Genomic DNA, 13,929 nt, shown 5'->3' on the forward strand with positions numbered 1-13,929 from the left:
GGATGTCGTTTACAGCCGCCCCCGGCCTCGCAACATCGATTCCAGCTTGTCACGGAAGCAACCGAAGCAATCTACGGAGAAGACGTATGACGCAATGCAAATACAACGAGGGGAGCCATCCGGCATGCCCCGGTAACCCGGTTTCGACTGGCCAACTGGAGATTCTGAAAAAGGGCCAGACCAGATTTCGCAGCGTGCTGATGCTGGCACTGCTGGTGCTCGCGGGGGCGGGCTTCACACAAGCACAGGTTCTGTACGGAACGCTGACGGGCAGTGTAACTGACGCAAGCGGCGCAGTTGTTCCAGGAGCGTCGGTCACCGCGACCAATGTAGCAACCTCGGTCGCGCGTTCCGCGACCAGCACTGAGGATGGAAGCTACCTGTTGAGTGACCTCCTGCCCGGCACCTATCGTGTGACTGTGAAGGCGAACGGCTTTACCACCTTCCATCAGGAAAACGTTGCTGTGCTGCCGAATACAACACAGCGTGTGGGTGTGCAGCTTCAGGTCGGCTCCTCGACCGAGGAAGTGACCGTGAGCTCCGCGCCACCGGCGATGCAGACCGAGTCTGCCGAGACCAGCTACAACATCTCGCAGCAGCAGATCGCAGAGCTCCCTACAACCTCCAGCACGGGCCGCAACTTCCAGAGTCTGTATAAGTTTGTCCCCGGCTCGACGCCGCCCGCGGAGCAGAACTCTGCCGGCGCCAATCCGCAGCGTGCCCAGGCGGTGAACGTCAACGGCGTCTCTAACGCCACGAACACAACGCGTATCGACGGCGCGGTGAATGCCTATCCATGGCTGCCGTACCTGGTGGCGTATCTGCCTCCGACGGACGGCATCGAGAACATCAACGTTGTGACCGGAAGCTTCAACGCCGAGCAGGGCGCCGCCGGCGGATCGGCTATCAACGTCACCATCAAGAGCGGTACGAACAACTTCCACGGCAGCGCATGGGGATTCAATTCCGTCGCGCAGTTCAACGCGCAGAGCTGGCAGAACCGCACCGGCATCCGCCAGAAGAACATCTACAACGAGGTCGGGGGATCAATTGGCGGCCCTGTCATTCGCGACCGTCTCTTCTTCTTCTTCGACTACAACCGCGTCTCGGTGAACAAGGCCGTGAACGGAACGCTTTCGGTCCCGACGCTCGCGATGCGTTCCGGTGATTTCTCGGCGTTCCAGACGGCGATCTCGGGTGTTCGAGCCGCTACGCGTCTCTATGATCCGGCGACCGGCACCGCGACCGGCGCGAACAAGAGCGCCTTCTCCGGCAACATCATTCCGTCTTCACGTATCGCACCTGCCGCCGCAACGCTGCTGCAGAATCTTCCGGCGCCGAACATGGCCGGCACTGATCCGGCAACCAACAACTTCTTCGGATCGGCAACCAACGCCTTTCTGCGTGAAAACTACGACACGAAGATCACCTACGTTCCTTCGCAGAACACCAGCTACTTCGGCCACTACAGCATTTCGCCGAACTCCATTCGTGACCCGCAGACCTTCGGCGCCAACCCTGGCGGCGGCACCTACGACGGCGGTCAGCCGGGCAATGCAACGGGACGTACGCAGAACGTCGGTCTCGGACTGACGCACGCCTTCACCCCGAACTTCGCGATGGATGCGAATGCGGGCTATACACGCCAGCGCCTTGGCGCGCAGTCTGACGATGTCGCTCTCGGTGACTACGGCACCAGCACGCTGAATATTCCCGGTAGCAACTACAACGGCCAGACGCTCTATGGCGGCCTGCCGGCCTTCTACTTCACCACCTACGCCTCGCTTGGCAATGCGAATACCGGCAGCCCCTTCCTCTTCCGCGACAACCAGTACACTGGCAACGCGAATGCAACCTGGGTAAAGGGTAAGCATGCCATCCGTTTCGGCGGAGAGTATCTGCATGCCGCCATCAATCACTTCCAGCCGGGAACGGGATCGTTCTCCACGCCGCGCGGCTCGTTCATCTTCTCGGGAGGTGCGGTGACTGGCACGGATGCATTGGCCACCAGCACGACCAACGTCAGCTCCTTTGCCAGCTTCCTGCTTGGCCAGGCAGAGCAGGTCCAGAAGACGATTCAGACCTTCAACCCAGAACCGTTGCGCTACTCCACCTTCTCGTTCTACGTGCAGGACACCTTCAAGGCCACGCCGAAGCTGACGCTGACCTACGGCCTGCGCTACGAGTATTATCCGCTGCCGGTCGGCGACCACTTCGGAACTGTGCGGTATGATCCCAGCCTCCGCAGCACCGTCACGGACAGCAACGGTACGCATACGGTCGGCACAGTGATCGTCGGCGGTAAGGGCGGCAACGATCAGCATGCCGGAACCTCCAATGGCTGGGGCATGATCGTTCCACGCTTCGGCTTCTCCTACAGCATCAACAACAAGACTGTCCTTCGTTCGGGCTTCGGTATCACGACCGATCCGGATACGCTGCGAGGCCTGCTGCAGTCATACCCGGCTGCTGTCGGCCTGGCACTGAATGGAGCCAATTCGCTGGTAGCGGCCAGCAGCATCAACCCTGGATTGCAGACCACCGCGACGCAGGTTGGTATCCCGACGCTTTCAACACCGGATATAAGCTCCGGTTTCCTTCCGTTGGCATCCAATCTGTCCACCGTCACCGTTCCCAAGAACTTCCGCCGCGGTTATATCGAGAGCTATAACCTCTCGGTGCAGCGGGAACTCGCCTGGGGCATGACCACGAATCTGGCATATGTCGGTACGCAAGCCATCCGTCAGCAGAACAGCGTGAACATCAATGCTGCTCCGATCAACGGAGGCACCGCCGGACGGCTGTTGAACGCCACCTATGGCGCCAACACCAACAACACCGACATCAACTCGCTGCAGCCGTTCCGCGGATCCTCCTACAACGGTCTGCAGGCGCAGCTTACCAAGGCTAGCGCCAAGCATCTTTCCACGGGACTCATCTACACCTTCTCCAAGGCGATGAACGCCTCTGACAATGCAGCGGCCTCCGGCCTTACCTTTGCATATCCCACCTATTGGGATCGCAACTGGGCTGTGGCCGGCTATGACCGCAAGCACAACTTCCAGTGGTGGACGGTTTACTGGCTGCCCTTCGGCAAAGGTCAGTACTTCCTCAATCAGGGTCTTGTCGGCAACGTAATCGGCGGCTGGCGTTTGAGCACAGCTCTCAGCCGCGTGAGCGGAACTCCGTTCAACGTCACGGCGTCCAGCACTTCGCTGAATGCGCCCGGCAACACGCAGCTCGCCGATCGCAATTACTCAGTCAATCCGATCCTCAGCAGCAACACCAATGGCGCGCGGCAGTATCTGAGCTCCGCGGCTTTCAGCGATGTCACTGCTGTCCGGTTCGGTACCTCGGGCCGCAACAGCGTCCGCGGTCCGGGCCTGTTCAACCTCGATGCCAGCCTGAAGCGCACCTTCCCGATCTATGAGTCTATCGCCCTCGATCTGATGGGTGAGAGCTTCAACATCACCAATACACCCCAGTTCGCTAACCCATCGGCTAATATTGCCTCCGGCGGCTTCGGTGTCCTTACGACTTCGAACTCGAACCGTACGCTCCGCGTAAGCGCACGGCTCAGCTTCTAGGTTGCCCTTGGCGGGCGGGACGTCAATCGAGTGTCCCGCCCGTCTTTCTTGTCCCTGGAGGAGAGTTTGAAGATGGTTACGCCCCTGGCATTGTCTGCTGTTCTGCTCGCGTCTTCGGCCGCGCACTCCTTTGCGGAGCCGCCCAGGATCGTCCACACAGAAGCAGGCAATCAGATTGTGCTTCACGGGAAGCCGTACCTGCTGCTCGGCGGAGAGCTCGGCAACTCCTCTGCCGGAACCGCGGAACAGGCCGACAGCATTCTGCCCAGGCTAGCCTCCATCCATGTCAACACCGTCCTGATGCCTGTGGCCTGGGAGCAGATCGAGCCGCAGGAGGGCAAGTTTGATTTTTCGATCCTCGATCACTGGATCGAGGTAGCTCGCAGCCGGCAGATGCACCTGGTGCCGCTATGGTTCGGAAGCTGGAAGAATGCTTTTTCCAACTACGCTCCGCTATGGGTGAAGCAGGATAAAAAGCGTTTCCCGCGTGCGATGTCGGCGGATGGGACAGAGCTCGAGATTCTTTCTACGTTTGGCGAAGAGACGCTTCGGAGCGATCAGCGTGCCTTTCGCGCTCTGATGCAGCACATTCGCCAGGTCGACGAGAGTGAGCAGACTGTTCTCATGGTGCAGGTAGAGAACGAGGTTGGCTATCTGGGCCGGGGTGGGCGCGACCGTTCGACGCAGGCCGATGCCAGCTTCCAGTCTGCTGTACCGCGCGCCTTGGTCGAGAAGCTGCGTTCGCGTCGCGAGATGCTCTCGCCGGAACTGGCAAGCCAGTTCCATCCCGACGGCAAGACCTGGGCGGAGGTCTTTGGCGATGGCGCCGATGAGGTCTTCATGGCATGGCGGTATGCCACGTTCATGGAAACGGTCGCCGGCGGCGGAAAACAGGCATACGCTCTGCCGATGTACGTGAATGCGCAGCTTCCGGCTGCGGCGGAGCGTGCAGGGGAGTACCCCAGTGGCGCACCGCATCCGTACTATCTGGAGGTGTATCGGGCGCTGGCACCGTCACTTGATTTCTTTTCTCCCGATATCTACTGGCCCAACTTCGAGTATTGGGTGCAGCGCTATAACGTTCCGGGAAATGCGTTGTTTGTTCCGGAGGCGCGTCTTGAGGCCGGGCCCTTTAACGCTCTGTACGCCTATGGCGAAGCGCGGGCGTTCGGCTTCTGCCCGTTCGGAATCGACGGTGTGATGCCGTCCAAGGATCCAGCTGCTCCGGTGCCTGATATCGCGCAGACCTATGGCGCGCTGGAGGATCTCGGCGACCTGGTGCTGGATGCGCAACGCACCGGCCGGTCCCGTGGCCTGGTATTGCATGCCAGCAGCCCGCGGGCGACACAGACGGTCGCGCTCGGAGGATATCTCTTTGAGGCGACACTCTCGCGTTCGTGGCCGGCGAAGACACTTCTGACCGACGATGGCGCCATGATCATTCTTGAAAAGAATGAGGGGGAGTTCTACATCGCGGGCCGCGGCCTGACGGTGAACTTCTATCGCGATCCGGATGTCGACAAGAAGATCGGCGGCATTGGAAGCATCGAAGAGGTGAAGCGTGAGGAAGGGAAGTGGATCACGCAGCGCCGTCTGAATGGAGACCAGAGCAATCAGGGGCGGCAGCTCAGCATGGCGGCCAACCAGATGCATATCTACAAGGTTGTTCTCTATGCTTCGGAGCGGCATCGTGCAGAATAGGCTGCAATGTTTTGTCGCTATCGTTGCGGTGTCGTTTTGCGGGATTTGTTCCGCTGCGCAGGCTGCCACGCCGCACTGGGTGGCAAGCTGGGGATCGTCACAGATGCGGGCCACGGGCGACGCACTTCCGTCGCAGGAGCTGACAGGCACTACCCTGCGGCAGATTGTTCATCTCTCCGTCGGTGGAGACAAGATAAGGCTGCATCTTTCCAATGCCTTCGGTGAAAGCCCACTCGTCCTGGACCGCGTTTCCGTAGCCAGGCGCGATACAGGCGGGAGAGACGTGATCCAGCCGGCGACAAAGATTGCCGTGCGCTTCGGTGGGCGGATATCCGTCTCAATCCCTATGGGAGCGGAGTATCTCTCCGATGAGATTGCCCTCCCAGCCGTTCCTCTCAGCGACCTTGTGATCACAGTGCTGGTGCGTCAGGCTCCGGCAACAGTGACCTTTCATGCCGGCGCACGTGCTACTTCGTATGTGCTGCACGGGGATCATGTTGCAGATGCGCGCCTCGATAGTGCGAAGACTGTCACCCAGTGGTACTTTCTCGCGGGTGTTGAAGTGGCCAATCCACAGGCGGCAGGAGCCGTGGTTGCGCTTGGCGACTCCATCACTGACGGCCGCGGTGTTACCACCGATGCGAATGAACGCTGGACGGACGTATTGGCACAGCGCAGCGCGCGCAACAGCATTGGCGTCGTTAATCAGGGGATAGGCGGTAACCGTATCCTCGAAGACGGCCTCGGGCCGAATGCGTTGTCACGGTTCGTTCGCGATGTGCTCGCGATTCCTGGCGCCCACTGCCTGATTGTGCTGGAAGGCGTCAACGATCTAGGCGTGCTTGACCGCCTGGCCGCGCATCCGACAGCGGCACATGAAGATCTGGTGAATGGGCTTGAAAACGCGCTGCGGCAGATGGTGGAGCTTGCTCATGCTCATGGACTGCGCGTTTTGGGAGGAACGGTGATGCCGTTTCAAGGGTCCGAGTACTATCACCCCAGCGAACAGACTGAGGCGGATCGCCAGCAACTGAACCAGTGGATCCGTACCTCAGGTATCTTTGATGGCATCGTGGATTTCGATCAGATCATGCGCGATCCGTCGCGGCCCGGCTATCTTGCCGCCGAGGTTGACTCTGGTGATCATCTGCATCCAAACCCCGCGGGCTACAAGCGGATGGGTGAGGCCATCCCCTTGAATCTGCTGCAATAGATTTTTGAAAGGCCTTCTGCCATGCGACTAATACACGTTTTCACCCTGTTCGCCGGCCTGCTGCCGGCCGCCGCTCTTGCGCAGGCAAAGCTTCCATATCAGGACACCTCGCTCACCCCGGAACAGCGTGCGCACGACCTGGTTTCGCGGTTGACGCTGGAGGAGAAGGCCGCACAGAGTGTCAACACTGCGCCTGCCATTCCTCGCCTGGGAGTACCGGCATATGACTACTGGAACGAAGGTCTGCACGGCATTGCGCGGTCCGGCCATTCGACGCTGTTTCCGCAAGCCATCGGCATGGCTGCGACCTGGGACGCGCCGCTACTGCAGCAGATCGGGGACGTTGTCTCGACCGAGGCCCGCGCCAAGTACAACGATGCCGTTCGTAAAGACATTCACAGCATCTACTTCGGCCTGACCATCTGGTCGCCAAATATCAACATCTTCCGCGATCCGCGTTGGGGACGCGGGCAGGAGACCTACGGGGAAGACCCGTATCTGACTGGAAGCCTCGGCCTGTCGTTTGTGCGCGGCCTGCAAGGGCCTGATCCGCAGCATCCCCGCGCCATTGCTACGCCAAAGCACTTTGCCGTGCACAGCGGTCCGGAGAATACGCGCCACAGCGCCAACATCGATCCTTCCGCGCATGATCTGTGGGAGACCTATCTTCCGCAGTTCCGGCGCACCATCGTCGAAGGTCAGGCCGGATCGATCATGTGCGCCTATAACGCCATCTATGGCAAGCCCGCATGCGCCAGTGATCTGCTGCTGAAGGAGATCCTGCGCGATGACTGGAAGTTCAAGGGGTTTGTCACTTCTGACTGCGGCGCCATCGATGACTTCTACCAGAAGACGGCACATCGCTACTCGCCGGATAAGGAGCATGCTTCGGCAGCGGGTGTCCTTGCCGGGACTGATACGAACTGCGGCCGTACCTACCAGGTGCTGCCGGCCTCGGTCCAGGCGGGACTGCTGAAGGAGAGCGATCTCGACACAACGCTGGAACGTCTGTTCACCGCGCGCATGCGGCTGGGTTTGTTCGATCCTCCATCGAGCTCACCCTATGCGCAGATTCCGTACAGTCAGGATCGCGCTCCGGCACATCTGGCTCTCTCCGAGCGGGCTGCGAAAGAGTCGATGGTGCTGTTGAAGAACGATGGCATTCTGCCGTTGCAGCCGGCGAAGTATAAGAGGGTTGCCGTTATCGGTCCCAATGCGGCGTCTCTTGCCGCGTTGGAGGGCAACTACAACGCCGTTCCGAAGGATCCGGAGATGCCGGTTGATACGTTGCGCAAGGCGCTTCGCGGTGCGCAGGTCGTCTACGCCGAGGGTGCTCCCTATGCAGACGGAGCTCCGCTGCCGGTTCCGTCGACGATGTTTCGCACAGCGGCTACCGGCGGGCGTAATGGGCTGAAGGCTGAGTACTTCAATGGATCGGATGGGGATATCTTCGCAGGCAAGCCGGCCATGGTGCGGCAGGACGCGCAGATCGATTTTGATTGGAACTCAGCCGCTCCTGTCGATGCGGTAAAGCAGGAGTTCTTCGGTGTTCGCTGGACTGGATATATTGCAGCTCCGCAGGCCGGTGACTTCGAGTTCAATATGCGGCTGGCGCACTGCTATCCATGCGGTGACGAAGAACGTTACCGCGTGACTGTCGATGGTCACGAGGTGGCAAACTTCTCAACCCCCGCGAAGGACTTCCGCGAGAGCACGACGCCGCGCTTCCATATTCGTTTTGAAGATACCAAGCCGCATGCCATCGAAGTGACCTATGTGCACAAGGCTCCGCTCTTTGGCGGAGGTTTGACGATGGAGTGGGTGCCTCCCGCTGGTTTGCTACAGCAGCAGGCGGCAGAGGCAGCGCGTGATGCGGACCTGGTAATCGCCATGATTGGTCTTTCGCCAGAGCTTGAAGGCGAGGAGATGAAGATCAAGGTGGAGGGCTTCGATGGCGGCGACCGCACCGACATCAAGCTGCCTGCGAGCCAGCAGCAGATGCTGGAGGCGGTTGCGCAGTCGGGCAAGCCAATGGCGGTCGTGCTGATGAACGGTTCCGCACTCGCCGCACCGTGGGCGCAGGAGCATGCGAATGCGGTTCTCGAGGCGTGGTATCCCGGTGAATTCGGCGGCAAAGCTATTGCCGATACGTTGCTCGGCGCTTATAACCCCGCGGGTCGTCTGCCGGTGACCTTTTATCGGTCGGTCAGCGACCTGCCTGCCTTCGACGATTATGGAATGAAGAACCGTACCTATCGCTACTTCCAGGGCACGCCGCTCTATGGCTTTGGATACGGTCTCAGCTATACGACCTTTACATACTCCGGAGCGAAGGCTGCGATCAATGAGTTGCACGCCGGCGATCCGCTGAAGGTCGAGGTGACGGTCACGAACAGCGGCAAACGAGCCGGAGAAGAGGTAGCGCAGCTCTATTTGCTTCCGCCGGCTTCCGGCAACGGCGGTCTGTCGCCGAAGTTGCAGCTTGAGGGCTTCCAGCGGATTACGCTCAAGCCGGGCGAAGCACGCAAGCTTGCGTTCGAGCTCTCGGCGCGTGATCTCTCGCAGGTCGACGGGGACGGCAATCGTGCTGTTCTTCCGGGTGAGTACTCTATTGCCGTCGGTGGATCGCAGCCGGGCACGCAATCGCAGACCGTGAGCTTCCGTATCAGTGGAAGCTACGCTGTTACTCGGTAAGCCCAGGACAGGAAAAGAGAATCGATGATTCCGAAAAGACACTATCTCCGGCCTGTTTCACTCTTCGCAACTATCATTGCGCTCTCGTCACTGCAGTTGGCGCATGCCGAAGATGGCTCTGCCGCGTGGCTGCGCTATGCGCCGGTGGCAACGGCGCAGTACCGTGCTGTCCCGACGCGTATCGTTCCTTCGTCTGATGCGCCAATGGAACGGGCAGCTGCTGAAGAGCTGCAACGTGGTCTCAACAGCATGCTCGGCGCTCACACTGAGATCGCTGCACAAAGTGCATCGGCGCGCGGCGCCGCAGTCCGTCTGGTGCTGACACCGGGAACGAGCCCGGAGGCGCTCGACAGCTACACCATCGATACCTCGGCCAGCGGTATCCGGATTGCGGCGAACACGCCACAGGCGGAGCTCTACGGTGTCTTTCACCTGTTGGAGCTGATCGGCGCGGAACAGCCGTTGCCGAAGCATGAGCAGCAGACTGCGGCAGCCGGCATTCGCTGGACCGACGAGTGGGACAACATGAACGGCACCATCGAACGCGGCTATGCCGGACCCTCGATCTTTTTTGAGAATGGCCACGTCCGCCAGGACCTGGCCCGAGCCGGGCAATATGCCCGGTTGCTGGCCTCCATCGGCATCAACGGCTGCAACGTCAACAACGTGAATGCAGATCTCGATCTGCTGACGCCGGCTCACATCCGCGAGTTTGCTCGCCTCGCTGAGGTCTTTCGTCCCTGGGGTGTCAGGCTTGCGATGAGTATCGATCTCACCTCGCCGCAGACCGTGGGAGGTATGTCGACCTTCGATCCGCTCGATCCTGCGGTTGCCGCGTGGTGGAAAGACAAGGTGGATGAGATCTACCGCGCCATCCCTGATTTTGGTGGCTTCACCGTCAAAGCTGATTCAGAAGGACGCAAGGGGCCATCGCAGTACGGCCGTTCCCCTGCCGATGCGGCCAATGTACTGGCGCGTGCCCTGGCGCCGCATCATGGCGTGGTGCTCTATCGCGGTTTCGTCTACAACAATCATCTCGACTGGAACGATCACAAGGCTGACCGCGCACGTGCCGGCGTGGATAACTTCGCGCGCTACGATGGCACGTTTGAAGACAACGTCATCATCCAGATCAAGGAAGGCCCCATCGACTTCCAGGCGCGCGAGCCCGTCAGTCCGCTCTTCGCCGCGCTGCGACGGACGAACGTCGCTATCGAGCTGCAGACCGCGCAGGAGTACACCGGCCAGCAGCGGCACATGGTCTGGCTGCCAAGTATGTGGCACTGGGTGCTCGATACCGATCTGCATGCGGACGATCGCAGCACGCCAGTTGAGCAGATTGTGACCGGTCACAGCTTTCCTCTTGCGAATGGGAAGCCGCGCCGGGGCGGTTTCGTCTCCGTCACCAATGTCGGCATGGAGGCCAACTGGCTGCATCATCCGATGGCGATGGCTAACCTGTACGGCTTCGGCAAACTGGCATGGAACCCGGATCAGCCGCTCGCACAGATCATCGATCGCTGGACGCGTTTGACGTGGGGAAATCGTCCTGAGGTGGTGAAGCTTATTACGACGCTGCAGCTTGAAAGCTGGCAGGTCTATGAAGGCTACACCGGCCCGAATGGCATAGGGACGCTCACCAATATCCTTGGCTATCACTTCGGCCCGGGCATCGAGTCGGCAGAGCGCAATGGATGGGGTCAGTGGTTCCGTGGTGAGAAGGACGGCATCGGCATGGATCGTACCGCCAACGGCACCGGCTATATCCAGCAGTACCCGTCACAGCTCGCGGCGAAGTATGAGTCGCTTGCTACCTGTCCGGAAGACCTGCTGCTCTTCTTCCACCACGTCCCTTACGACTACAAGCTGCGTAATGGAAAGACGTTGGTGCAGTCCATCTATGACACGCACTACAGCGCCGCAGCGCAGGCTGGAAGCTATGTCACTCGCTGGCAACAGCTTCATGGCGTAGTGGATGACGAGCGTTATGAGCAGGTACTGCGCCTCTTCCGCTTCCAGGCCGGACACGCCATTGTTTGGAGTGATGCCATCAATAACTGGTTCCAGCGCATCTCGCAGATTCCTGATGCACAGGGCAGGGTCGGCCATGAAGCCGGACGCGTTGAGGCTGAGGCGATCATCGGGTCCGGATATGAACCGGTGGACGTCACTCCATGGGAGACGGCATCGGGTGGCAAGGCCGTGGTTTGCCACAAGGCCGAGGGCTGCACGCTTGCGTATACCTTCTCGCAGAGTTCAGGGACATATGACATCGCAGTGCAGTACTTCGATATCTGGCGCGGTGTCTCACGGTACGAGCTGCGCCGCAATGGGGAAGTCGTTGCCTCATGGCAGGCGGACGACACGCTGCCTCCGGCACAGTTCGACGCCAATCCTGACGGGCAGACCTCGACCCGGTTCACTGCGAACGGCATCACCCTGCATCAGGGCGACAAGCTGGAGCTGCATGCGATTCCCGATCTGCGTTCAGAGCTGCAACCTGGGGTACCCCATAAGGCGGCACCGGGCGAGTTGGAATCGCAGTCCCGCACTCCGCGCGATTATCGCGAATATGCACCAGTGGATTACATCGAAGTTACCCCCTCGGTGCACAACGTGAAGTAGTTGACTATGATCGAAGTCCTGGAATCGAAAGAGTAATCATGAATCTCTCTGGAATGACCGCCGTTGTCGTCGGCGGGACCTCGGGTATCGGTAAGGCGCTTGCGCTCGGGCTCGCACGTCATGGAGCCAACATTGTGGCTACCTCGCGCTCGCAGCAGTCCGTCAACGAAATTGCACACGAGCTGCAGGCTCTTGGAGCCAGGCATCTCGCCATTGCCAGCGACGTTGCCAGCCGCGACTCCCTGGGGGCGCTTCGTGATGCCGTGCTTGCGGAGTTCGGTTCTGTGGAGATCCTGGTGAACTCTGCTGGTATGACCAAACGACTCCCAACGCTAGAGGTTGATGACGAGCTCTGGAATCAGATCCTCGACGTGAACCTCACCGGTACGCTTCGAGCCTGCCAGGTCTTTGGGAAGGTCATGCTGGAACAGCGCTTCGGCCGCATCATCAATATCGCATCTCTGGCCAGCTTCGCTGCTTTTCTCGAGGTTGCACCGTATGGAGCCAGCAAAGCGGCTGTGGCGGCACTCACGCAGTCTCTGGCGGTAGAGTGGTCGCGTTCCGGCGTGACGGTCAACGCCATTGCTCCCGGCATCTTTCCCACGGCGCTCAATCGCAAGATTATCGACAGCCCGCGCGGACAGGAGCTGCTGATGCGTACGCCCATGGCGCGCTTTGGTGAAGCGGAGGAGCTTGTCTCAACCGCTGTCTATCTGGCAGCGCGCGAGACTACGTTCACCACCGGACAGATCATCGCAGTGGACGGCGGTTTTCTGGCAAGCGGCGTTAACCAGTAGCCACGGCGCGGAGAAATTTAGAGAAGGTTTATGAAGATTGAATCGGCAAAGCTTATCGTCTGCTCCCCGGACCGCAACTTCGTCACGCTGAAGATCGTGACGGACGAAGGCATCTATGGTCTTGGCGATGCCACGCTCAACGGCCGCGAACTCGCGGTCGCGTCATATCTCACCGAGCATGTTCTTCCGTGCCTTATAGGCCGCGATCCTTTCCAGATTGAGGACATCTGGCAGTATCTCTATCGCGGAGCCTACTGGCGCCGCGGCCCGGTAACGATGAGCGCGATCGCTGCCGTTGATATGGCGCTATGGGATATCAAGGGCAAGGCGCTGAATACGCCCGTCTATAACCTGCTGGGCGGAAAGAGCAGGGAGGGCGTGCTGGTGTACACCCATGCCAATGGCGCCGATATCGCCGAGGCTGTTGACTCCGTGCAGCGTCATGCTGCCGAAGGCTATCTTGCCGTGCGCGCTCAGTCCGGCGTTCCAGGTGTTGCTTCCAGCTACGGCGTTCCCAAGTCGGGCAAGCCCTATGAGCCGGCGGAGCGCGGTCTTCCCAGTGAAAGCCTGTGGTCGACGGAGAAGTATCTCAACTTCGTTCCGAAGCTGTTCGATGCGGTGCGCAAGGCATGCGGAGAAGATCTGCATCTACTGCATGATGTCCATCACCGCCTTACGCCTATCGAAGCAGCGCGTTTGGGCAAAGCGCTTGAGCCTTATCATCTGTATTGGATGGAAGATCCGACTCCAGCTGAAAACCAGGATGCCTTCCGTCTGATCCGCGAACATACGGTAACGCCCATAGCCACCGGCGAGGTCTTCAACTCCTTCTGGGATGCGCATGACCTGATTCGCAACCAGTGGATCGATTATCTGCGTATGACCATCGTGCATGGCGGTGGCATCACGGCGCTGAAGAAGGCTGCTGATTTTGCCGCGGTGTATCAGGTGCGTACGGGCTTCCATGGAGCGACGGATCTGTCTCCGGTGACGATGGCGGCGGCTTTGCACTTCGGCCTGGCGATTCACAACTTTGGTATCCAGGAGCACATGCCGCATACGAAGCTTACGGATGAGGTCTTCCCTCATGCCTATACCTTCAATGCCGGTTATATGTATCCCGGCGATGCTCCGGGGCTTGGTGTGGAGATTGATGAAGCGTTGGCGGCGAAGTATCCGTACCAGCGCGCGTATCTTCCGATTGCGCGGAAGCTGGATGGGACGTTGACGGATTGGTAGTAATTTCACCTCCGGGAAATGGGTGGGAACCGTGGGCTTCAGCCTAATGTCACTTACTTTCCCAACCAAGAGT

General features: G+C 59.8%; 7 protein-coding genes. All 7 read left to right on the forward strand.

The features are described 5' to 3' along the window. Positions 1–86 precede the first annotated feature (86 nt). On the forward strand, positions 87–3,587 hold the full coding sequence (locus FTW19_RS05180; RefSeq protein WP_187143285.1) for a TonB-dependent receptor: 3,501 nt from the start codon (positions 87–89) through the stop codon (positions 3,585–3,587). A gap of 72 nt (positions 3,588–3,659) precedes the next feature. Further along, positions 3,660–5,288, forward strand: a complete 1,629-nt coding sequence (locus FTW19_RS05185) for a DUF5597 domain-containing protein (protein ID WP_147646646.1) — start codon at positions 3,660–3,662, stop codon at positions 5,286–5,288. Further along, on the forward strand, positions 5,278–6,501 hold the full coding sequence (locus tag FTW19_RS05190) for an SGNH/GDSL hydrolase family protein (RefSeq protein ID WP_222705531.1): 1,224 nt from the start codon (positions 5,278–5,280) through the stop codon (positions 6,499–6,501). The genes FTW19_RS05185 and FTW19_RS05190 overlap by 11 nt, the downstream gene beginning before the upstream one ends. A 21-nt stretch (positions 6,502–6,522) precedes the next feature. Next, a complete protein-coding gene (locus FTW19_RS05195) occupies positions 6,523–9,195 on the forward strand; it encodes a glycoside hydrolase family 3 C-terminal domain-containing protein (RefSeq protein WP_147646648.1) in 2,673 nt (890 codons plus the stop codon). 24 nt (positions 9,196–9,219) lie between these two features. Then, the gene (locus FTW19_RS05200) at positions 9,220–11,820 is read left to right on the forward strand and encodes an alpha-glucuronidase family glycosyl hydrolase (RefSeq protein ID WP_147646649.1); all 2,601 of its coding nucleotides are present in this window, start codon (positions 9,220–9,222) and stop codon (positions 11,818–11,820) included. Positions 11,821–11,858: 38 nt separating this feature from the next. Continuing rightward, positions 11,859–12,617 carry an SDR family NAD(P)-dependent oxidoreductase gene (locus FTW19_RS05205; RefSeq protein ID WP_147646650.1) on the forward strand — a complete coding sequence of 253 codons (759 nt, stop codon included), beginning with the start codon at positions 11,859–11,861 and terminating at the stop codon, positions 12,615–12,617. A 30-nt stretch (positions 12,618–12,647) separates the two neighbouring features. After that, entirely contained in the window at positions 12,648–13,856 is a 1,209-nt protein-coding gene (gene manD / locus FTW19_RS05210; RefSeq protein ID WP_147646651.1) for a D-mannonate dehydratase ManD, read from the forward strand. The last annotated feature ends 73 nt before the right edge of the window (positions 13,857–13,929 follow it).

Source organism: Terriglobus albidus (assembly GCF_008000815.1).
Classification (GTDB): domain Bacteria; phylum Acidobacteriota; class Terriglobia; order Terriglobales; family Acidobacteriaceae; genus Terriglobus; species Terriglobus albidus_A.